This window comes from Streptomyces iakyrus (assembly GCF_000717055.1).
Taxonomy (GTDB): domain Bacteria; phylum Actinomycetota; class Actinomycetes; order Streptomycetales; family Streptomycetaceae; genus Streptomyces; species Streptomyces iakyrus.
The window spans coordinates 159851-181830 of record NZ_JNXI01000020.1; the positions used below are offsets into that span (position 1 = coordinate 159851).

Here is a 21980-nt window from a genome sequence, read left to right on the forward strand (position 1 = left end):
CATGAGCAGCACCGCCACCGCCAAACAGCAGGGCAGTGGGCCGGTGCTGGACTGGGCGGCCGGTCACGGACCCGTGACCGGCGCCCTGTCCGCCACCACCGGAGCCTTCGCCGTCGCCACCACCGGCGCCGCCACCGCCATGCCCCCCGGTTGGGCCCTGGCCGTCGGCGCCGCCGGCGCCCTCGGACACACCATCGTCGGCCTGCGCGTGCGCAACGCCCGCCGCACCCTGGCCACCCGCGCCGCCTCCTGGCTCGTGGGCGCCGGATGGACCACATGGGCCATGACCCACGGCCCCCTGACCTGGGCCGCCCTCGGCTCCCTCGCCACGATCGGCGTCGGCATCGGCGCCGCCGCCCGCTCCACCGCGCTGTTCGAAGAGGCCCGGGAGGAAGAGGCCATCACGGCGGAGCAGCGGCAGATCGCCGCCGAGCTGTCCGCCGACCGGCGGGCGATCGCTGCGGAGTGGGTGGAGCGCATCCAGCGGGTGTGCTCGATCACCGTGCGCGTGGTCGGAGTCGAACAGTGGGCCACCGGCGCCGGATACTCCATCGACGCCGAACTCCCGGCCGGTGGCGCCACCTGGAGCAAGATTGCCGCCGAGTCCGCCCGCCTGTCCGCGGACGCTCGGCTGCCGCACGGCTGCACCGCCACCGCCTCCCCCGGCATCCACCAGGGACGCGTCATCATCGACGTGACCACAGTCAACGTGCTGGAGCAGGAGCGCACCTACCCCGCCGACTACGGGCCGCTGTCCGTTCACACCGGCATCCCGTGGGGGTATCGGACCAACGCCGAGCAGATCCTGGCCTACCTGCGCGAGCAGTGCGCGCTGATCGTCGGTCCGACCGGATCGGGCAAGACGAACATGGTCCACTCGATCCTCGCCGGGTTCGCCCGCGCCGACGACATCCTGACCTGGGTCATCGACCTCAACGCCGGATCGGCCGGCCTGCCCTGGGTGCTCCCCGCCCTCAACGGCGAGATCAGCACCCCGGACGGCAAGCCAGTCCGGCCCGGCATTGACTGGCTCGCCGGGACGTACGACGAGGCCATGACCATGCTGGACACCGCCGTGCGCGTGGCCAAGCAGCGCAAGATGGGCTACCAGGACGTCCTGGCCAAGGCCAACACCGATCTGCTGCCCATCAGCGCCAAGATCCCGCAGATCATGCTGGTCATCGACGAGGGCGCGGAAATCCTGGCCAGCCCGGACCGCCAAGTGCGCAAGCTCGGAGAGAAGATCCTGGAAGTGATCCGGATCGCCCGCGCCATGGGCATCCGCACCGTCCTCACCGCCCTGGGCGCCACCGGGAGCGTGCTGAGCAACCTCATGATCCGGCGGGAAGCCAAGGTCAGGGTTGCCCTGACCGGCGGTGAGACCGAGGGCATGGACTTGTCGAAGATGTTCCCCGGCTCCCGCGGACTGCGCGTCGACCAAGCCCCGCACAAGGGCGCCGGATTCATGGGCACCCCGGAGTCCCCAGCCGCGCTGTTCAAAGCCTGGCGGATCCTGCCCAACCAGATCCGGGAGATCATCGCCGCCACCTCAGAGCGGCACCCCACCCTCGACGCGGTGTCCGCCAAGGCCGCCGGGCCCGCCTACACGCGCCGCTGGGATTCAGAGCGCATCGCGTGGATGCGCGACCAGATCGACGGCGATGCCGGCAGCACCACCGACACGGCGGGAGCGGGGCTGAAGCTGTCTGCCCTGAGCGACCAGGAGCAGGTGCCGCTCTCGCCGGAAAACGAGATGCTGCGCAAGTTCCGGGAGCAGATCGACGCACAGTTCGGCACCGCCCCCGAACCGCAGAGTCCCGCAGGGAGTCACGGGACGCCGTCCACTGGCGGGTTGAACCTGTCGGCGCTGCGGAGCGAGCAGGACAACCCGGCGCAGCAGGCCGCCCTGGCGCTGCTGCTCGCGGCCGGACGGGAGGGCACCGGAGCTTCCGCGATCGCCCGCGCACTCGCCGACGAACACGGCACGTCCCGTCAGACGGTCGTCGGCTGGCTGCGCGACTGGGTGAAGGACGGCACCGCCGTCCGCCTCGGAGAGGGCACCAAAGCCCGCTACGTCCACCGCCACCACGCCCCCGACCAGCCCTCCGAGGACTGATCACTTGTCGCTTGTCGCCCTCGCCGGAACACATGCCGCCGTGCCGTGTCTGAGAGCGCGGAAACAGCTTGTGACCTGCAAGGCGACAAGCGACAAGACAAGACAAGCGACAAGCCAGACGACAAGCACGCGACAAGGGAGACGACAAGCAACGCGACAAGCACGCGCCCACCCGCACGGGCCCGCACCACCGGATGGTGCGGGCCCGCGGCTCATCCAAGAGGAGTCCCGCAATGGCCCACCGGACCCCGCCGGGGAACATCGCCCCGCACATACCCGCCGACGACTGGCAGCGCGCACAGGCCACCGGACAGCCCATCGTCATCGTCGTTCACGACGCCCCGCCGAACGGCATTCCGTGGCGCCGCATCCTGATCCCCTTCGCCATCGCCGGGGCGACCGTCGCCGGTGGCTGGGGACTGGTCGCCGCCCTGTGCTTCCTGCTCGACGCAGCCGCCCACACCGCCACCGTCATCGCCGGAGTCGCCGGACCCGTCGGCATCGGCGGCATCACCCTGCGCCTGACCCGCGGCAAGCACTGACAAGGAGACCAAATGCGACTGCGCATCCAGCGCGCCACGTGGCCGCGCAACGCGCTGATCCTGACCGACACGCCCCGCCCAGACTGCCCCGAGTGCGACGGCGTGGGCGGCACCGAGCACCACTACGGCGACCACGACACCGGCGAGTACGCGGGCACCAACTGGGAGCCCTGCCCCTGCTGGAACGAGGACCGCCGCTGGTTCCTGCTGCCCATCCCCCGCCGCCCCCGCTGGCTGTACCGGCACCGGCAGGACCCCGACCCGTGGGCGCCCAACGGATACAGCGACGAACCGCCCTTCTAGCTACGCCAAGGACGGCCCCCGCATCTCGCCAAAGAACCGGGGCCGCCCTTGCCCACCTGCCATCCAACTGACCTGTGGAGGTCTCCCAGCATGACGCAACCGACCCTGATCCGGCGAGGGCGCGGCGATACGAGCGCACTGCCCGAAGCCCTGCGGACCGCGCTGCCACTGGCCGCTACCGGTGTGCCGGTGCTACCCCTGCGCGCGGGGAAGATGCCGTTCGGCAACTGCCCCGACTGCAGGGATGGCGGCTGTGGGGACCGACCCAACATGAAGGCGGCGGGTCCCTGCCAGTGCCCGGTTCCATGTCACGGCTGGGCCGCCGCCACCACCGATCCGGCCGTGCTCACCTCCCCGGCCTGGATGGCTGCATGGCGACGGGCCGCTTGCGTCGCCTACCATCCCGGCGGCGCCGAACTGACCGTGGTGGACCTGGACGACGCGGAAGCCGTCGCATGGGCCCGCACCGCCCTGCCTGTCACCCGGACCGTGGAGACGACGCGTGGTGAGCACTGGATCTACCGGGGCGCGATGTCGTCGCACAACGCGGTGCGGCCCGGCGTCGACATCAAGTCGACCATGTCCTACGCCCGCTACCTCGGCCCTGGCACCGGGACCATGACCGCCCTGCCGGACACCGTCCGCGTGCTCGCCGTGAAGGAGGCCTCCCCGGCCGTGCCGGCGCCGCACGGCCTCACCGTCCCCGCACCGACCGGGGAAGTGGCGTGCCCCCATCGCACGCCCGCCTACCTGGAGCGCGGAATCGCCATGGCGGTCCAGCGCATCACCGAGGCCCGCAGCGCGGTCCACGCCACCGTCTACCGCACCTTCCTCGCCGTGCTCTCGACGCATGGCCGGTGCGGCTGCCTCACCGACGCGCACGTGGCGCGGCTGTTCGCCGCCGCGCAGGGCAAGGGCGAGACCCTCCGGCACTGCACGGACGCGTGGACCAACGCCCGCACCAGGTTGGGACTGTGAGCATGTCCGACGACGACAAGACCCCGGCCCGCGAGGTCATCACCGACTACGCACAGGCCCACTTCCGGTACTTCCGCACCGCCGACGGCACCGTCTACGCGCAGAAGAACGGCCACCCCGTGGCCCGCCCGATCCGCTCGCAGGGCACGACGGGCAGCCACCGCCAGGAACTCATGGTCGGTCTCTACCGCGACGGACTGGGCGTGTTCAACGGAACCGCCCTCAAGGAGGCACTGGACTTGATCGAGGCCCTGGCGCTGACCGAAGACGTGCAGCCCGTCCACATCCGCGTGGCGCCCGGGTTCGACGGGGCGACGTGGCTGGACCTGGGCCGCACCGACGGCCAGTCCGTCCGTATCCACCCCACCGGCTGGGACATTGCCATCCCCGACCCGCGGGAAGTGTGCTGGCGCCGGACACAGCTCACGGGCGAACTGCCCCTGCCGGTCAAGGACACCGACGGCAAGGGCATCGATCTCCTTCTCCGGCTATGCAACTTCGCCGGCGCCGAGACCGAGTGCCTGGCCATCGCCTGGCTGATCGGCTGTCTCGGGCCGTCCGTGCCCGTCCCGGCACCGTTCCTGACCGGTCCGCAGGGCGCCGGCAAGTCCACGGGCGGGCGGATGCTCGTGCGGATCATCGAGGGCATGAGCGGCGACCTGCGCCGCGCCCCGAAGGACGAGGAGAACCTGATCGCGGCCGTGGCCGCCGGATGGGTCACCGCCCTGGACAACCTCTCCCACATGACCCCGGACCTGTCGGACGCGATGTGCTGCATCGTCACCGGCGCCGAGAACGTCAAACGCGCTCTCTACACCGACGGAGACGTGGTCCGCGCCCGCTACCGCCGCCCCATGCTCCTGACCGGCATCGACGTCGGCGTTATCCGGCCCGACCTCGCCGAACGCCTCCTGCCCCTGCGCTTGGAGCGCCCGCGCGTCCGGCGCACGGAGGCGGAGCTGTGGGCGGAGTACGCCGAGGCTCTGCCGGTCATTCTCGGTTCCCTGCTCGACCTCACGGTCAAGGTCCGCGCGGCTGAGGCGGAGACCCCGACCGATCTGCGGATGGCGGACTTCGCGCATCTGTGCGCGCAGCTCGACGCCGCGACCGGCCTGGGCGCCCTCGCTGCCTACCGGCGCAGCCTCGACGACCTCAACGACGACGTGATCGAGGGCGACTTGCTCGCGCAGACCGTCCTCAAGCACGCCGAGACCATCGAGCCGGGCGGCGCGCAGCGGATGACCTCCACGGAGTGGCTGCACTGCCTAAGCCGCCTCTACAGCGGCGACGACATGCGTCCGCTGCCCAAGGGGTGGCCGACCACCGGCAAGGTCCTCTCCGACCGGCTCAAGCGCCTCCAGCCCACGGTTGCCGCCCGGGGTGTCCTGATCGAATCGGGCCGCACCAGCGAGGGCCGCTACCTCGAAATGACCCACCTGCAGGCGCCGCCGCCCCACGAGGAGAAGCGGATGTTCTGACCCCGCGCCCGCGTACCGTCCCCGGACAAGCAAGAAGAGCACCACCGGCCAGGCGTGCTCTTCTTGCTGTTCGGCGGCGACAGCCGCCCTGCAAGGGACGCGCCGCGTAGCGGCTCGCTCTTCATGCTTGAAGCGGCACCGCACCGCAACAGACACCACCCCCTCTTTTGTCCCAAGGGGAGGAACCCTGCGTCATCTGCGTCATGCACGCAGAGAAACGGCCCCTGACCTGCGGCTAGGGGCATGACGCAGACGGCGGTGCCTGCGTCATCCTGCGTCATCTGCGTCACCCGATGACGCAGCCCATGACGCCTTGATGACGCACCCTCACACCACTGCGTCACCCAAAGCCGCAGGTCAGCACCGCGGATGACGCTGATGACGCAATGACGCAGAAATCCGCACTTCGGACAGACACGAGACCTGAGAGCGCCCAAGACCCCTCCGTCCCGTCTAGGAGGCATCCCGGATGACCACGGCGACCGCCGCCCCCGTCGACCGACTCCTGTACAAGCCCGAGGAAGCTGCCGAAGCGCTCGCCATCGGCCGATCCACCATCTACGAGCTGATGGCCGAAGGCGCCCTGAAGTACATCAAGCTGGGCCGCACGCGCCGGATCCGGCGAACGGACCTCGAAGCCTACGTGGCGAGCCTCGCCCCCCTGCCCAACTGAACCAGCGCACGCCCCGAGGCGCCCCGAGCACTCCGCTCGGGGCGCCTCCCTCATGGAGGAGCACATGAGCCCCCGCAAGCCCAACATGGAATCGACTATCTACTTCGGTGCGGACGGCTGGTGGCACGGACGCGTCACGATGGGCGTGAAGAACGACGGCAGCCCCGACCGCCGGCACCGCCGCGCCAAGACCAAGGCGGAGGTTCGCCGCAAGGTCCGGGAGCTGGAGCGACTGCGCGACCAGGGCCGCGCGACCACCGCGGGGCGAAAGCCCACCGTCGCGCGGTGGATGGAGACCTACCTCACCGACATCGCGAGCCTGAAGCTCAAGCCACGCTCGCTCGATGACTACTGGTCGAAGACCCGGAACGACATCATCCCTGGCGTCGGCCAGCACCGCATCGACAAGTTGCAGCCCGAGCACCTGGAGCGGATGTACCGGGCCATGCTCGACGCCGGCCATGCTCCCTCGCACGTCGTGAAGGTGCACCGCATCCTGTCCCGGGCCCTGAAGATCGCCCACCGGCGTCGCATCATCGGCGAGAACGTGGCCACGCTCGTGGACCCGCCCAGCATCGATGAGATTGAGGCCAACCCCTTCACCAAGGAAGAGGCCAAGGCCTTCCTGGAGGCCGCGTCGAAGCGGCCCACGTTCATGCGGTGGATTGTCGGCGTCGGCATGGGGTTCCGGCAAGGCGAGACGCTCGGCCTGCGCTGGTCGTACGTTGACCTGGAGGCGGAGCTGTTCCGCCCCGAGTGGCAGTTGCAGCGCCTCACGTGGCGGCACGGATGCGAGGACACGCACGCCTGCGGGGCACGCCTCCACCGCTTCGAGCCGTGCCCTGCCGGATGCGCCCGGCACAAGAGCTACAAGCGCGGCTGCCCGAAGCCGTGCCCCAAGACCTGCACGAGGCACGCGAGCGCCTGCCCCCAGCGAAAAGAGGGCGGGCTCGTCTTCACCCGCCCGAAGACCAAGAAGAGCCGGAACGCCGTCCCGATCCCGCCTGTGTTCATCCCGTTCCTGCACGAGCACAAGGCCGGGCAAGAGGAGCTGCGGGCCGCCGCCGGCGAGCTGTGGCAGGAGCACGATGTCGTGTTCTCCCGGCCGGACGGACGCCCGCTCGACCCGCGCGCCGACTACGAGGAATTTAAGGAGCTGCTCAAGGAGGCCGGGATCGATGACCGCCGCCTCTACGACGGAAGCCGCCATACCGCCGGCACCATCCTCAACGAGCTGGGCGTGGACATGCCCACGATCATGGAGATCCTCCGCCACACCCAGATCAGCCAGACCCGGCGATACGTGAAGGGCCGGTCCCACCTGTCCAAGGACGCCATGCGACGCATGGGCGAGTTTTTCGTGCCCGCGCCCTCGACCCCGGATCCGGGCCCCACTGAGACCAGAACTGAGACCGCCGACACCCGCGCGGCCCGCGCCCGGCGCCGACGCCGCATCCGCTGACGACGAAACCCCAGGTCAGAGACGTCCGACCTGGGGTTCACCAGAGCCCCCTGTCGGATTCGAACCGACGACCTACGCATTACAAGTGCGTTGCTCTGGCCAGCTGAGCTAAGGAGGCGGGTGCCGTGCGCCGGGTTGTCGTGCGCTAGGGCGGCACCACTGTACACAGAGCCCGTTACGCCGAGCCACGACGTTCCGTCCGGGCGGACTCCTCCGCCGGCTCGTAGGCGAAGCGGTACGCCACCGCCGTCTCACCGTGCCGTGCGGTGAAGTCGCCCCTCCCGGTGAGGCCGGTCAGCTCTCCGCTCCCCGACCCCGGCACCACCTCGAAGGTGCAGTGCACGGTGCCGTCCTCGCCGAAGAACCCCCTCTCCTCCACCGCGAAACTCCCCTCACGGCCGTCGACGCGGCCGGTGAGGAGTTCCATGCCGCTGAAGGAACCGGTCTTCGCGGTGACGTAGACGATCGAGTACTCGCAGGTCGTCCCGGCCGCCTCGATGCCGCCCGTGAAGGTGTTCCGGACGGAGGCGTGGGCGAGGCGGGGGTTCGCGTCCTCGCCGGGGGCGATCACGCGTTCCTGCCAGTCGGCGAAGGTGAAGTGACCGGTGGTGGTGATGGTGCGGTTGGTGCCGGGCATGAGGTGGTCCTCTCGGTCGGGCTGACGGGCGAGACCAGTCTGGTCGCCGTACCTGACATCTCCTGTCAGGTACGGGACGTACGCCGCGACAATGGCCCTCATGCGCGCCGACCGGCTCCTCTCCCTGCTCCTGCTGCTCCAGAACCGCGGACGGATGACCGCACCCGAGCTCGCCGCCGAGCTGGAGGTGTCGGTACGGACGGTCTACCGGGACGTCGAGGCGCTGGGAGCGGCCGGTGTGCCGGTGTGCGCCGACCGGGGACCCGCGGGCGGCTACCGGCTGGTCGAGGGGTACCGGACGCGGCTGACCGGTCTGACCGACGCCGAGGCCGGTTCGCTGTTCCTCGCCGGGATGCCCGGGCCGGCCCGGGATCTGGGTCTTGGGGCCGTCCTGGCCAGCGCCCAGCTGAAGGTCCAGGCGGCCCTGCCCGCCGAGCTGTCCGCGCAGGCGCGGCGCGTCCAGGAACGGTTCCACCTGGACGCCCCCGCCTGGTTCCGGGAGGCCGACCCGGTGCCGTGCCTGGAGGCCGTGGCGGCGGCCGTGTGGGAGCGGCGGACACTGCGGCTGCACTACCGGCGCTGGCGCGGCGAGGTGCGCCGGGAGGTGCGGCCGCTGGGGCTCGTCCTGAAGGGCGGCATCTGGTACCTGGTCGCCCTCGCGGAGGAGGCCGTACGGACCTACCGGGTGTCGCGCGTGCTGGACGCGGAGGAGACGGGGGACGTCTTCGAGCGGCCCGCGGGCTTCGACCTGGCCGCCTACTGGGCCGAGTCCTCCCGGCGTCTGGAGGCCGCCCTGCGGCAGGACACCGCCCGGCTGCGGATCTCGCCCCGCGCGCGGCGGCTGCTGCCGATGCAGTTCGGCACGGCGGGCGTACGGGCCCTGGACAGCGCGGGGCCGCCCGACGGGGACGGCTGGGTGGAAGTGGAGCTGACCGTGGAATCGGAGGCGGTCGCCGTGGGAGATCTGCTCCGGCTCGGCGCGGAGGCGGAGGTGCTCGGCCCTCCCGGGCTCCGGCAGGCCGTTGCCCGGGCGGTGGCGGCGCTGGCGGAACGGTACGGGGAGCCGTCGACCCGTGTCGACCAGTCGTGACGTGCCGCTTCGAAAATTTCCGCGAAGTTCACAGGCCCGGAACTACTGACAGACGTGTGAACGCCAGGTACCGTCCTGAGCCAGTTCACACGCGTGGACTACACCACAACGGAACACCCGTCGTGGCACCGCCTTCCTACTCGGATCGTCCGGCACGTTCCTGCCGGTAGAAGGGGTTCATTCACCATGGCCACTGTCTCGTTCGACAAGGCGACCCGGATCTACCCGGGTTCCACCAAGCCCGCCGTCGACGCGCTGGAGATCGACATCGAGGACGGCGAGTTCCTCGTCCTCGTCGGCCCCTCCGGCTGCGGCAAGTCCACCTCGCTCCGCATGCTCGCGGGCCTGGAGGACGTCAACGGCGGAGCCATCCGCATCGGTGACCGCGACGTCACGCACCTGCCGCCGAAGGACCGGGACATCGCCATGGTGTTCCAGAACTACGCGCTCTACCCGCACATGACCGTCGCCGACAACATGGGCTTCGCGCTCAAGATCGCCGGCGTCAACAAGGCGGAGATCCGGCAGAAGGTCGAGGAGGCCGCGAAGATCCTCGACCTCACGGACTACCTGGACCGCAAGCCGAAGGCCCTCTCCGGCGGTCAGCGCCAGCGCGTCGCCATGGGCCGCGCCATCGTGCGTGAGCCCCAGGTGTTCCTCATGGACGAGCCGCTGTCCAACCTGGACGCCAAGCTCCGTGTGTCCACGCGTACGCAGATCGCCTCGCTCCAGCGCCGCCTGGGCATCACCACCGTCTACGTCACCCACGACCAGGTCGAGGCCATGACGATGGGCGACCGCGTGGCGGTCCTCAAGGACGGTCTGCTCCAGCAGATCGACACCCCGCGCAACATGTACGACAAGCCCGCGAACCTCTTCGTCGCCGGCTTCATCGGCTCCCCCGCGATGAACCTCGTCGAGGTGCCGATCACCGACGGCGGCGTGAAGTTCGGCAAGTCGGTCGTGCCGGTGCAGCGTGACGCGATCGCCGCCGCCACCGACAAGACCGTCACCGTCGGCGTCCGCCCCGAGCACTTCGAGGTGGCCGGCGCGGACGCCGAGCTGGGCCTCGCGGTCACGGTGAACGTCGTCGAGGAGCTCGGCGCCGACGCGTACGTCTACGGCACCGCCAAGGTCGGCGACGAATCCAAGGACCTCGTCGTCCGCGTCAGCGGCCGTGACGTCCCGGAGAAGGGCAGCCAGCTGCACGTCGTGCCCCGCTCCGGCGAGACCCACGTGTTCTCGACGTCGACCGGTGCGCGCCTGTCCGACTGATCAACCAGCAAACGCACAACCCCGGGTGAATCACCCAGGTTGACGAAGAGGGCCCCGCGGCGCGCTGCGGGGCCCTTTCCGTTGTCGACAAATACCCCGGCAGACCGGACGTTTCGAGCTGTGTGCGTCAACGCCCTACCCGGAAAGTGGCACTCTCTCATCCCCCGAACCGGTGACTCAATGTCTACAAACCATTACCGGGCGCTACCCTCACACGCGTGAAGCACTCCATGAACCAACAGACGCGACGCGGCCGGGGCCCGGCCCGCCGGATCGGCCGCACCCTCGCTTTCGTCCTGCCCGTCGTCCTGGTGCTCTCCGGGACCCTCGCGGTCACCCGAGTCAACTGGTCGGGGAACTCCACCGACCCGGTGCTCACCGCCGCGGACACCTCCGTGGGCAGCCCGCGGGCCGCCAAGCGCGCCCCCCAGGACATCCTGCGCGACAAGCTGCTGACCGAGTTGCAGAAGGAGGACCCGGGCGTCGCCCTCACCCACCTCCAGCAGGCCGTCAACGGCCGCCCGTCGCTGGCGAAGCACTGCGCGTCCATCGCCCGCGCCCTCGGCCAGGCCGCCGTCCGGGTCTACGGCCCGACCCGCGCCCAGTCGTACGCGCGCCCGGTGTGCGACACCGCCTTCGCCACCGGCGTCGCCGCCGCGCACAGCTGAGCGCACCGCCCTGCCACCGGGTGGGAAGTCCCTGACGGCCGGCGCCGGAACGATCGTCGGCCGCGGTCACGGGCGGGACGCCACGTACAGTTCACTCTCATGAGCGATCCGAGCGCCGCGTCCCGCCCCGTTCAAGCCGTCGTTCTGGCCGGTGGCCAGGGCTCCCGGCTGCGTCCGTACACCGACGACCGGCCCAAGCCGATGGTCGAGATCCCCGGGACGGGGACGCCGATCATCGGCCATCAGCTGTCCTGGCTCGCCGACGAGGGTGTGACGGACGTCGTGGTCTCCTGCGGCCACCTCGCCGAGGTCTTGCAGAAGTGGCTGGAGACGGCCGAGTTGCCGGTCTCCGTCACGACGGTCGTCGAGCCGGAGCCGCTCGGGCGCGGCGGCGGCCTCAAGTACGCCGCGGCGCATCTCCCCCACCCCGACCGGCCCTGGTACGCCACGAACGGGGACATCTGGACCCGGTTCTCGCTGCGGGACATGGCCGACTTCCACGCCGAGCGGGACGCCGTCGCGACGCTGGCGCTGGCGCGGCCCCGGCTGCCGTGGGGGGCGGTGCAGACCGACGGGTTCGGCCGGATCACCGACTTCATCGAGGCGCCGCCGTCGACCTTCGAGATCAACGCCGGCGTGTACGTCTTCTCCCCCGAGTTCGCCGGGCTGCTGCCGCACCGGGGTGACCATGAGCGGACGACGTTTCCCCACCTGGCCCGTGAGCGGCGGCTGGCCGGGTTCACGATCCCTCAGGGGTCGTACTGGCGGGCCATCGACACGGCGAAGGACCTGACGGAGGCGGCGAAGGAGCTGGCCGCGTTGGGACGCTGAGAGCTCGGCCGGTTGCTTCCCGTCGGCGACTGACCGCTCGTCGTGGCTTGTCGCGCAGTTCCCCGCGCCCCTTCAGAGGGGCGTCTCCCCGTACGCGCGAGAAGGCCCCGCATCTGCCTGATGCGGGGCCTTGTGGCGTTCTGGCCGGGTGTCAGCCCAGGAGGCCGCCCACCAGGCCCGGGCGGCCCGTGGAGGACGAACCGCCGTTGCCCGAGCCGCCCGTCGAGCCCGCGCCGCCCGTCGCCGTGCCGCCGGAGGTGGGGCCGGTCGTGGTGCTGGGGGCCTGGTTCTCCGGGGTGGACCGCTGGGGCGGGGCCTGGCCCGCGGTGCCCTGGGTCTGGCTGGGCGAGCCGCCGGTGACGGTGCCGGTGTCGCGGGTGGCGTCCGGCCGGGTCGTGGTGCCCGCGCTCGGGCTCGCGGAGCCGGCCGTGGCGCCCTGGGTGGGCGAGGAGGAGGCCGACGGAGTCCGCTTCTCCTTGCGCTTGTTGGGCTCGCCGGGGAGCGGGGAGCCGGGCAGTTCGTTGCGCGGGGCCTCGCCGGGGCCCGGGACGACGACCCGGTCGGCGTCGCGCACGGCACCGCCGAGCAGCGAGCCGACGAGCAGGGTGACGCCGGTGGCGATGGCGGTGACGAGGGCGCCGCGGCGCAGCACGTAGCGGCGCAGGTCCCAGATGTCGGCGCGGGGGCCGAGACGGCGCCAGGCGCTGCCGGCCAGCCGGCCGTCGACGGAGTACACGGGGGCGCCGGCGATGATCAGCGGGGACCAGGCGGCGAGGTAGATGATGTCGGGCGTCTCGTAGGCGGGGACGCTCTTCCAGCTGACCGTGACCAGCAGCGCGGCCGACAGCAGGGCGCCCAGGCAGGCGGCGACGCGCTGCCAGCAGCCCAGCACCGTCAGGACGCCGACGATGACCTGGGCGAAGGCGATGACCAGGCCGGCGCCGACCGGGTGCTCCAGGGCGAACTGGCGCAGCGGCTCGGCGACTTCCCACGGGTGCAGCGTGTTGAGCCACTTGACCATGGAGCCGCGCTTGCCGCCTTCGAAGTAGACGGGGTCGCACAGCTTGCCCATGCCGGCATAGATCGAGATGAAGCCCAGGAAGACGCGCAGCGGGAGCAGGACGACGCCGAGGTTCATCCGGCGGCCCGGGTAGTAGGCGTGCCGGGCCGGGTCGTCGCCGTGCCGCTTGGCCCGGCGCCCGGTGTCGTCGTCCGCGCCGGGGGCGGACTCCTCGAACTCGCCGTCCTCGTAGGCCGGTTGGCCGTACGCCGGTTCGTCGTAGGCGCTGCCGACGGTGCGCATGGGCGGCAGCAGCCGGGTGCCGTCGGCGGGGTCGTGGGTGCGCTGGGGGCCGACGACCGGGGTCTCGACGGTCTGGGCGAGGTCGTCCCCGTAGCCGTCGCCGCCGTAGCCCGCGCCCTGGTACCCGGGTTCGTCGTAGCCCGGGCCCACCCGGGAGATGACCTGGGTGGCTCCGGTGTCGGAGGCGGGCTCGTCGGCGTGGCGGACACTCTCGTGCCGCACGGCCTGCAGGAGCCGGTGCGCGCCGGTGTCGTCGGGGGCGGATCTGCCGCTCCAGACGACGGGCCGGCGGCGGGCGGTGGCCCCGTCCGCCTCGCCCCCCATGCGGGGCATGCGGGCGGTGTCCTCGGTGGCGGTCATGTGCCGTGCGACCCGGGGGGACTGGACGCGACGCGTCGAAACGCCCAACTGCACGCGGAAACTCGCGTGATTGACGATGACCTGCGCCGGGTCGCTCGGCACCTTCACCATGCTCAGCGCGGGAGCGTCGTCGAGTCCCGACGAGCGGTCCCCCGTGGGTGTGCGGGGTGTTCTGGTGTCCACACTCATCTAACCGAGTGACGTCGCGTTAGGACACTGCTTTGACCCGCCGGATCTGTCCGGACCCCGTCAAGCTTGTCCTTGTCGCCCCGTTGACACCGGAATTACCCCGTACGGGTGAAGTTCCGGACGCCTGTTCAGCGGCGCCGGCGGGCCGCCTCGTACAGCACGATTCCCGCCGCCACACCGGCGTTGAGCGACTCGGCGCCGCCCGGCATCGGGATCCGCACCCGGACGTCACAGGTCTCGCCGACCAGCCGGGACAGCCCCTTGCCCTCGCTGCCGACGACGATGACGACGGGGCCGTCCAGCGCCGGAAGCTCGCCGAGCTCGGCCTCGCCGTCGGCGGCCAGGCCGACGACCGTGATGCCGGCCTTCTTGTACGCCTCCAGGGCCCGCGTGAGGTTGGTGGCGCGGGCGACCGGGGTGCGGGCCGCCGTACCGGCGGACGTCTTCCAGGCACCGGCCGTCATACCGGCCGCGCGGCGCTCGGGGACGACCACGCCGTGACCGCCGAAGGCGGAGACGGAGCGGACGACCGCGCCGAGGTTGCGCGGGTCGGTGACGCCGTCGAGGGCGACGATCAGCGGGTCCACACCCTCGTCGTAGGCGGCGGACGCCAGGTCCTCGGGGTGGGCGTACTCGTACGGCGGGACCTGGAGGACCATGCCCTGGTGGTTGAGGCCGTTGGTCATCCGGTCCAGCTCGGGCCGCGGGGCCTCCATGAGGTTGATCCCGCCGCGCTCGGCGGCGACCTGGAGGGCCTCGCGAACCCGCTCGTCGTTGTCGATGAACTGCTGGACGTAGAGCGTGGACGCCGGGACGCCCTCGCGCAGCGCCTCCAGGACCGGGTTGCGCCCGACGACCAGCTCGGACGTGCCCTTGCCGCCCCGGCCGCGCACGGTGGGCCGGCGCACGGCCTGCTTGGCCTTGGCGTTGGCGACGCGGTTCTTCTTGTGCCCCTTGCGCATCTCGGCGGGCGGGGTGGGGCCCTTGCCTTCCAGGCCCCGGCGCCGCTGGCCGCCACTGCCGACCTGCGCGCCCTTCTTGCCGGACATGCGGCGGTTGTTGGCTGCCATGACCTACCTGTCTCTGCTGTCGCCGTGAGGCGGTGAAGTGTGTACGTCTGTGCAGTGTGCCGCCCGGAGGCCCGGGCGGCACAGTCGGGCAGCCCGTGGGGCTTGTCTCAGCGCGGGCCGAGGCTCCATCGCGGCCCCTGCGGGCTGTCCTCGATGACCAGGCCGGACTGGCTCAGCTGGTCCCGGATGGCGTCCGCGGTGGGCCAGTCCTTGCGGGCCCGGGCGGCCTCGCGCTGGTCCAGCACCATGCGGACGAGCGTGTCGACCACGCCGTGCAGGTCGTCGCCGCGGTCGCCCTCCCCGGCCCACTGGGGGTCCAGCGGGTCGAGGCCGAGCACGCCGAGCATCGCGCGGACCTCGGCGAGCCGGGCCACGGCTGCTTCCTTGTCGTCGGCGGCGAGCGCGCTGTTGCCCTGCCGGACGGTGGTGTGCACCACGGCGAGTGCCTGCGGCACGCCCAGGTCGTCGTCCATGGCCTCGGCGAAGGCGAGTGGCACCTCGGCGGCGGGCTCGACGACGCCGGCCTTCTCGACCACGCGCTGCACGAAGCCCTCGATCCGCGCGAACGCCGACTCGGCCTCGCGCAGTGCCTCCTCGCTGTACTCGATCATCGAGCGATAGTGCGGGGTGCCGAGGTAGTAGCGCAGCACGATGGGCCGCCAGCGCTTGACCATCTCGCTGACCAGCACCGAGTTGCCGAGCGACTTGGACATCTTCTCGCCGCTCATGGTGACCCAGGCGTTGTGCACCCAGTACCGGGCGAACTCGTCGCCGTAGGCCTTGGCCTGGGCGATCTCGTTCTCGTGGTGCGGGAAGACCAGGTCGAGGCCGCCGCCGTGGATGTCGAAGGCGGTCCCGAGGTACTTGTGGGCCATCGCCGAGCACTCCAGGTGCCAGCCGGGACGGCCGCGGCCCCAGGGCGTCTCCCAGTCGGGCTCGCCGGGCTTGGTCGCCTTCCACATGGCGAAGTCGCGCGGGTCGCGCTTGCCCGAGACGCCCTCGTCGGGCTGGCGCAGGTCGTCGATGTCCTGGTTGGACAGCGCCAGGTAGGCGGGGAAGGAGCGGACGTCGAAGTAGACGCTGCCGTCCGCGACGTAGGCGTGCCCCCGCTCGATCAGGCCGCGCATCATCTCGACCATCTCGGTGATGTGGCCGGTGGCGCGCGGCTCGTAGGTCGGGGGCAGGCAGCCGAGGGCGCGGTAGCCGTCGTTGAACGCCCGCTCGTTCTCGTAGCCGATGGCCCACCAAGGGCGGTTCTGGTCGGCCGACTTGGCGATGATCTTGTCGTCGATGTCGGTGACGTTCCGCACGAACGTGACGTCGTAGCCGCGGTACTCGAACCAGCGGCGCATGATGTCGAAGTTCAGCCCGGAGCGGATGTGCCCGATGTGCGGGGCGGCCTGCACGGTGGCACCACACAGGTAGATCGAGACGCAACCCGGCTGGAGCGGGGAGAAGTCACGGATCTGCCGGGCGCTGGTGTCGTACAGGCGAATAGTCACCACTCCAGGGTAGTGGGCCCCGGGGTGTGCATCAGGACCTTCCCCACGCGGCGCACATATTCGTGACATTGGCAACCGGTACGCCCCGAACGCTTGCCCTCAGCCCGTGCGCACCACCAGCGCCGTGGCCACCGCCATCAGCCCTTCGTCCCGGCCGGGGAAGCCGAGGCCGTCCGTCGTCGCGCCCGACACCGACACCGGGGCTCCGGCCGCCTCGGACAGGAGTTTCTGGGCCTCGTCCCGGCGCTTGCCGATCTTCGGGCGGGGGCCCACCACCTGTACGGCGATGTTGCCGATCCGGAAGCCCGCCTCGCGCACGATGCGCGCGGCCTCCGTCAGGAGGGTGACCCCGGAGGCGCCCGACCACTCGGGGCGGCCCGTGCCGAAGTGCCGGCCCAGGTCGCCGAGGCCGGCGGCGGAGAAGAGGGCGTTGCAGGCGGCGTGGGCGACGACGTCCGCGTCACTGTGGCCGGCCAGGCCCGGACCCTCGCCCTCCCACTTCAGGCCGGCGCACCACAGCTCGCGGCCCTCCTCGAAGGCGTGGATGTCGGTGCCGATGCCGACCTGGGGCAGAACGGGCTGGTCAGAAGCCATCGTTGAGCCTCCTGCGGGCCAGGACCGCCTCGGCGAGGACCAGGTCCAGGGGGCGGGTGACCTTGAAGGCCTCCTCGTGACCGGGGACGGCCACGACCGTGAGGCCGAGCTGCTCGACCATGCCGGCGTCGTCGGTGACCTCGCCGGTGACCGTCTCGTGCGCCCGGACCAGCGTGGCCCGGTCGAAGCCCTGCGGGGTCTGCACCGCCCGCAGCAGGGCGCGCTCCGGCGTGGCGACGACCGGCTCCGGCTCGCCGGGGGTGCCGGCGGGCTCGACCTGTTTGACGGTGTCGGCCAGCGGCAGCGCCGGGACCACGGCCGGTGCGCCGTCGCGTACGGCCTCGATCACCGCGTCGACCGTGTCCACCGGCACCAGCGGCCGGGCCGCGTCGTGGACCAGCACGATGTCGTGGCCGGGCGGCAGCGCGTCGAGCCCGAGCCTCACGGACTCCTGGCGGCTCTGCCCGCCGGGGACGACGAGGAAGTCCGTCCGCTCGGGCAGCGCGTGCGCGTCGAGCAGGGACCTGACCTCGGCGGCACCGTCGGGCGGGGCCACGACGACGACCAGGGAGACGGCCCGGGAGGCGGCCATCGCACGGACCGCGTGGATCAGCATGGGGGTGCCACTCAGCGCGCGCAGCGCCTTGGGGGCGCCCGGGCCGAGCCGCACACCGCGGCCGGCGGCCGGGATCACGGCCGCCGTACGGGCCGCCGAGGGGGCGGCGGGCGGCGAGGGACGCGAATCGTCAGACATCGGTTCCTGTCAGGTTTGTGTGCTGGCCTGGCGTGGGTATGGCCTGGAGGAGTGCCGGGCGCGACGCGCTCGACCGGACCCTTCCGTGACGCTGGTCGAGCCGGCTGCCCGGGCCCGGCACGCCAAACACCGGGGCGTGAGTGATAACACAACCCGGGGCGGTGGCGCATCGGCGTCGGAGTACGAACTGAACATGCCGCAGCGCCCGGCGACAAAGAATTCGTCATCGGGCACCGCGGCATTTCGATGTGCAGGCGCGCGCTTGATGCGCAGAGCGCTGTACGACCGGCTTCGCCTCAGGAGGCGAGGACCTCGTCGAGCAGGGCTTCGGCCTTGTCCTCGTTGGTGTTCTCCGCGAGGGCCAGCTCGCTCACCAGGATCTGGCGGGCCTTGGCGAGCATGCGCTTCTCACCGGCGGAGAGTCCACGCTCGCGCTCACGACGCCACAGGTCACGCACCACTTCCGCGACCTTGATGACATCGCCCGAGGCGAGCTTCTCCAGGTTTGCCTTGTATCGACGGGACCAGTTCGTGGGCTCCTCGGCGTACGGCGCGCGCAGCACCTCGAAGACCCGGTCCAGCCCGTCCTGACCGACCACATCACGCACGCCGACGAACTCCGCATTGTCCGCTGGCACACGTACCGTCAGGTCGCCCTGGGCGACCTTCAGCACCAAGTAGGTCTTGTCCACGCCTTTGATCTGGCGAGTTTCGATGGCCTCGATCAGCGCGGCCCCGTGATGGGGATAGACCACGGTGTCGCCAACCTTGAACGTCATGTGACAGGTACCCCTTCCGTGGCTATCCAGGGTAACACGGAAATCGCGGGTTCTGAATGGCGTTTTCGCAGGTCAGGGCGTATCTCGGGGCTTGACAACTCCGACAGGAACGTGCTTCGGACAGGGAGTGGAAGAAGGTATTCGCAGGTGGGAGCGGCTCTCCGGGCCGAGCGAAACGCGTACGGTACACGCATCCGGAGCATCCTCCAGAAGGACGAACATCCCTATATGTCCGGTTCCGTATGATCGACTTCCGCTACTCCGTTCGGTGGCCCGAGCCGGGTTCCGGTCGAATCCGGAATTGATCACGGGGCGCACGGGCGGGCCGTCGGTGATCAATTCCGAGGGGCCCCGCGCATTCCTTCACGGAAAATCCGTGCCACTGCCCGGGGCTCTAATGTGAATGCCGGACGAGCGCCACGCCAATGTGACGCGGCAGTCATGTGTGACTCAGGTGGACCCGGCGGTGCCGGGGGGTCGGGTGCGGCCGGACGAGGGCGGCTCGGTAACCTAAGGCCCGCTGACAGACACTTAGGGCGGCTTTATCGGCCGCTCCGCTCGAGTCAAGGAGTTGCCGCCGCCGTGAGCAGCAGCCTTCGACGCGGTGCCCTCGCCGCCGCCGTCACCGCGTTCTCGATCGCCTCGCTCGCCGCGTGCGGCGCCGGCTCCAACGCCCAGACCCTGGAGATCAAGCCGGACAACGCTGCCACCAGCGTCGGCGACATCAAGATCCAGAACGCGGTCGTGATCACGCAGCCCGACCTCGAGTCGACCGGCCCGGCCGCGATCTCCGCGACCTTCTTCAACTCCGGCCGCACGGCCGAGACGCTGGAGTCCATCACCCTCCCGGGCACCGGCAAGACCGCCCAGCTGAAGCCCGCCAAGGGCGGCAGCCTCAGCATCCCGCCCGGCGGCTCGCTGGTCCTGGGCGGCCAGAACAACGCCACGGCGATGCTGCCGAGCAGCCGCGAGGCGGTGCGGGACGGCAACGCGCAGAAGGTCACCTTCACCTTCAGCAAGACGGGTGCCGTGAGCCTGCGCGCGTTCGTCGTCCCCGCCGAGCACTACTTCAAGGAGTGGGGCCCGACGGAGGTTCCGGCCGCGCCGGGCGCCTCGTCCTCCCCGTCCAGTTCGCCGGCCGGTTCCCCCGCCGAGGGTGAGTCCGGCGCGCCGGAGAGCCCCGCGGGCGGCGAGACGCCCGGTGGCCACGGAGCGTCCGGGACGCCGACCGACGCGGCCTCGGCGAGCGCGAGCGCCGGGCACTGAGCAGTCAGTCGCAGGACGCCGCACGACGAAGGGCGGGCCCTCTTTTCGGAGAGGGCCCGCCCTTCGTCGTGCCGTCGTGCGCGGCCGGTCTACGGCTCGAACTTGTAGCCGAGGCCGCGGACCGTCACCAGGTAGCGCGGGGCGCCCGGGTCCGGCTCGATCTTGGCGCGCAGGCGCTTGACGTGGACGTCGAGGGTCTTGGTGTCACCGACGTAGTCGGCGCCCCAGACCCGGTCGATCAGCTGCATGCGCGTGAGGACGCGGCCGGCGTTGCGCAGCAGCATCTCCAGCAGGTCGAACTCCTTCAGCGGCAGGTCGATCTTGGTGCCGCCGACGGTGACTACGTGCCGGTCGACGTCCATGCGGACCGGGCCGGCCTCCAGGGCCGCCGGCGTGACCTCCTCGGGCTCGCCTCTGCGGCGCAGCACGGCGCGGATGCGGGCGACCAGCTCGCGCGAGGAGAACGGCTTGGTGACGTAGTCGTCGGCTCCTATCTCCAGTCCGACGACCTTGTCGATCTCGCTGTCCTTGGCGGTCACCATGATGACGGGGACGTTGGAACGGCCGCGCAGCTGGCGGCAGACCTCGGTGCCCGGCAGGCCGGGCAGCATCAGGTCGAGGAGGACGAGGTCGGCGCCGTTGCGCTCGAACTCGTCGAGTCCGTCGGGCCCGGTGGTCGCGACCGCGACCTCGAAGCCCTCTTTGCGGAGCATGTACGACAGGGCGTCGGAGAAGGACTCCTCGTCCTCGACGACGAGCACACGGGTCACGGAAGGACCTCCGGGGCGGGAAGCGTTTCGTACGCGTTCGATTCGGGGGATTCAGGGGTGGACCGCCCGGCCTCCACGTCGAGGCCCGCGCCTCCTGCGCGTGTCTCTCGGGCGGGCTGCTGATGTGCGCGGTCGCGGGCCGCACCGGCCTCCGGCAGCCGCAGGGTGAAGGTGGAGCCCTGGCCTTCGGCGCTCCACACCGTGACCTCCCCGCCGTGCGAGGCGGCCACGTGCTTCACGATCGCCAGTCCCAGTCCCGTGCCGCCGGTGGCACGGGAGCGGGCCGGGTCGACACGGTAGAAGCGCTCGAAGATGCGCTCCTTGTCCTTGTCGGAGATGCCGATGCCCTGGTCGGTGACGGCGATCTCGATGTGGTCCCCGCCGGGCGCGTTCACGCTGCGGGCCGCTATGCCGACGCGGGTGCGGGCGGGTGAGTAGTTGACGGCGTTCTCGACGAGGTTGCCGAGCGCGGCGGCGAGCTGGCCGCGGTTTCCCCAGACGCGCAGGTCTGCGGTGCCGCCCTCCCGTCGCCCGCCACCACCCTGATCGGGCCCTTCGGGCGCCCAGACATTCGAGGCCATGGTGATCTGCTTGGCGCCGGCCTGGTGTCGGCAGCGGTCGACGGCCTCGGCGACGAGCTCGTCGACCCGGACCGGTTCGGCGTCCTCCAGCGGGTCGTCGTTCTGCACCCGGGAGAGGTCGATGAGCTCCTGCACGAGGCTGGTGAGCCGGGTGGCCTCGATCTGCATGCGCCCGGCGAACCGCTCGACGGCCTCGGGGTCGTCGGAGGCGTCCATCACGGCCTCGGAGAGCAGCGAGAGGGCGCCGACGGGTGTCTTTAGCTCGTGGCTCACGTTCGCGACGAAGTCGCGCCGGACCGCCTCGATGCGGCGGGCCTCGGTCAGGTCCTCCACGAGGAGCAGCACCAGCCGGGAGCCGAGCGGCGCGACCCGCGCGGAGACGGCCAGGGCCTCTCCGCGTCCGGTGCCGCGCCGCGGCAGGTCCAGTTCGACCTGGCGTATCTCGCCGTCCCGCCGGGTGTCCCGGGCCATCTGCAGCATCGGCTCGACGGCGAGCTTGCCGCCGCGGACCAGGCCGAGGGCGTACGCCGCCGAGCTGGCCTTGACCACGGCGTCCGCTTCGTCGAGGACGACGGCGGACGACCTGAGGACCGACAGGACCGTGTCCACGCCCGGCGGGAGCACCGCGTCGGTGTGCAGGGAGCTACGGGTGGGGCGCTTCTGCTCGCGCTCACTCCAGCGGAACGCGAGCATGGCGATGACGCCGGTGAGCACTCCGGCGATCGCAGCCACTGCGGCGACCGCCGCGTTCACGTCCAT

Annotated in this window: 21 protein-coding genes and 1 tRNA gene; 12 read left to right on the top strand and 10 right to left on the bottom strand. The window is 71.1% G+C overall.

What is annotated here, in order from left to right; translation table 11 throughout:
• The first annotated feature begins 1 nt into the window (after position 1).
• The 7 genes from OO68_RS29895 (at position 2) to OO68_RS29925 (ending at position 7552) form a co-directional block, all read left to right on the top strand.
• Entirely contained in the window at positions 2-2116 is a 2115-nt protein-coding gene (locus tag OO68_RS29895) for a hypothetical protein (RefSeq protein WP_033312284.1), read from the top strand.
• A 233-nt stretch (positions 2117-2349) separates the two neighbouring features.
• Entirely contained in the window at positions 2350-2658 is a 309-nt protein-coding gene (locus tag OO68_RS29900) for a hypothetical protein (protein WP_033312285.1), read from the top strand.
• 12 nt (positions 2659-2670) lie between these two features.
• Positions 2671-2961 carry a hypothetical protein gene (locus tag OO68_RS29905; protein ID WP_033312286.1) on the top strand — a complete coding sequence of 97 codons (291 nt, stop codon included), beginning with the start codon at positions 2671-2673 and terminating at the stop codon, positions 2959-2961.
• A 90-nt stretch (positions 2962-3051) separates the two neighbouring features.
• A complete protein-coding gene (locus OO68_RS29910; protein ID WP_209442629.1) occupies positions 3052-3939 on the top strand; it encodes a bifunctional DNA primase/polymerase in 888 nt (295 codons plus the stop codon).
• 2 nt (positions 3940-3941) lie between these two features.
• Positions 3942-5417 carry an AICE element replication initiation protein gene (locus tag OO68_RS29915; protein WP_033312287.1) on the top strand — a complete coding sequence of 492 codons (1476 nt, stop codon included), beginning with the start codon at positions 3942-3944 and terminating at the stop codon, positions 5415-5417.
• A 469-nt stretch (positions 5418-5886) separates the two neighbouring features.
• Positions 5887-6090 carry a helix-turn-helix domain-containing protein gene (locus OO68_RS29920; protein WP_033312288.1) on the top strand — a complete coding sequence of 68 codons (204 nt, stop codon included), beginning with the start codon at positions 5887-5889 and terminating at the stop codon, positions 6088-6090.
• Between the two features lie 64 nt (positions 6091-6154).
• Complete coding sequence (locus tag OO68_RS29925; RefSeq protein WP_033312289.1) at positions 6155-7552, top strand: tyrosine-type recombinase/integrase; 1398 nt, start codon at positions 6155-6157, stop codon at positions 7550-7552.
• A gap of 44 nt (positions 7553-7596) precedes the next feature.
• Here the strand turns inward: OO68_RS29925 and OO68_RS29930 are convergent.
• Both OO68_RS29930 and OO68_RS29935 read right to left on the bottom strand, forming a co-directional pair.
• Positions 7597-7670 (bottom strand) — tRNA-Thr (locus OO68_RS29930).
• A 57-nt stretch (positions 7671-7727) separates the two neighbouring features.
• Positions 7728-8189, bottom strand: a complete 462-nt coding sequence (locus OO68_RS29935; RefSeq protein ID WP_051814852.1) for a DUF3224 domain-containing protein — start codon at positions 8187-8189, stop codon at positions 7728-7730.
• A 100-nt stretch (positions 8190-8289) separates the two neighbouring features.
• On the opposite strand from OO68_RS29935, the gene OO68_RS29940 reads away from it, so the two are divergent.
• The 4 genes from OO68_RS29940 (at position 8290) to OO68_RS29955 (ending at position 12053) form a co-directional block, all read left to right on the top strand.
• A complete protein-coding gene (locus tag OO68_RS29940) occupies positions 8290-9279 on the top strand; it encodes a helix-turn-helix transcriptional regulator (protein WP_209442630.1) in 990 nt (329 codons plus the stop codon).
• Positions 9280-9465: 186 nt separating this feature from the next.
• Positions 9466-10554 (top strand): ABC transporter ATP-binding protein, encoded by a 1089-nt coding sequence (locus OO68_RS29945; protein WP_033312291.1) that lies wholly within the window; start codon positions 9466-9468, stop codon positions 10552-10554.
• 218 nt (positions 10555-10772) lie between these two features.
• Positions 10773-11222, top strand: coding sequence for a hypothetical protein (locus tag OO68_RS29950; RefSeq protein WP_033312292.1), 450 nt, complete (start codon positions 10773-10775; stop codon positions 11220-11222).
• Positions 11223-11321: 99 nt separating this feature from the next.
• The gene (locus tag OO68_RS29955; protein WP_033312293.1) at positions 11322-12053 is read left to right on the top strand and encodes a nucleotidyltransferase family protein; all 732 of its coding nucleotides are present in this window, start codon (positions 11322-11324) and stop codon (positions 12051-12053) included.
• Positions 12054-12204: 151 nt separating this feature from the next.
• Here the strand turns inward: OO68_RS29955 and OO68_RS29960 are convergent, their stop codons facing one another.
• The 6 genes from OO68_RS29960 to OO68_RS29985 form a co-directional block, all read right to left on the bottom strand.
• Positions 12205-13905 (bottom strand): DoxX family protein, encoded by a 1701-nt coding sequence (locus OO68_RS29960; RefSeq protein WP_033312294.1) that lies wholly within the window; start codon positions 13903-13905, stop codon positions 12205-12207.
• 128 nt (positions 13906-14033) lie between these two features.
• Positions 14034-14975, bottom strand: coding sequence for a 23S rRNA (guanosine(2251)-2'-O)-methyltransferase RlmB (gene rlmB, locus OO68_RS29965; protein ID WP_033312295.1), 942 nt, complete (start codon positions 14973-14975; stop codon positions 14034-14036).
• A gap of 107 nt (positions 14976-15082) precedes the next feature.
• A complete protein-coding gene (cysS, locus tag OO68_RS29970) occupies positions 15083-16477 on the bottom strand; it encodes a cysteine--tRNA ligase (protein WP_033312296.1) in 1395 nt (464 codons plus the stop codon).
• Between the two features lie 99 nt (positions 16478-16576).
• Positions 16577-17071 carry a 2-C-methyl-D-erythritol 2,4-cyclodiphosphate synthase gene (gene ispF / locus OO68_RS29975; protein WP_033312297.1) on the bottom strand — a complete coding sequence of 165 codons (495 nt, stop codon included), beginning with the start codon at positions 17069-17071 and terminating at the stop codon, positions 16577-16579.
• Positions 17061-17825 (bottom strand): 2-C-methyl-D-erythritol 4-phosphate cytidylyltransferase, encoded by a 765-nt coding sequence (gene ispD / locus OO68_RS29980; RefSeq protein ID WP_033312298.1) that lies wholly within the window; start codon positions 17823-17825, stop codon positions 17061-17063. Before ispD ends, ispF begins: the two co-directional genes overlap by 11 nt.
• Before the next feature lie 296 nt (positions 17826-18121).
• Positions 18122-18604 carry a CarD family transcriptional regulator gene (locus tag OO68_RS29985; protein ID WP_003953493.1) on the bottom strand — a complete coding sequence of 161 codons (483 nt, stop codon included), beginning with the start codon at positions 18602-18604 and terminating at the stop codon, positions 18122-18124.
• 582 nt (positions 18605-19186) lie between these two features.
• Here OO68_RS29985 and OO68_RS29990 point away from each other — a divergent pair.
• Positions 19187-19870, top strand: a complete 684-nt coding sequence (locus OO68_RS29990; RefSeq protein WP_033312299.1) for a copper chaperone PCu(A)C domain-containing protein — start codon at positions 19187-19189, stop codon at positions 19868-19870.
• 89 nt (positions 19871-19959) lie between these two features.
• Here OO68_RS29990 and phoP read toward each other — a convergent pair whose 3' ends face one another.
• Positions 19960-20631 carry a two-component system response regulator PhoP gene (gene phoP, locus OO68_RS29995; protein WP_020271862.1) on the bottom strand — a complete coding sequence of 224 codons (672 nt, stop codon included), beginning with the start codon at positions 20629-20631 and terminating at the stop codon, positions 19960-19962.
• 5 nt (positions 20632-20636) lie between these two features.
• Positions 20637-21980 carry a two-component system sensor histidine kinase PhoR gene (phoR, locus tag OO68_RS30000; protein WP_033312300.1) on the bottom strand — a complete coding sequence of 448 codons (1344 nt, stop codon included), beginning with the start codon at positions 21978-21980 and terminating at the stop codon, positions 20637-20639.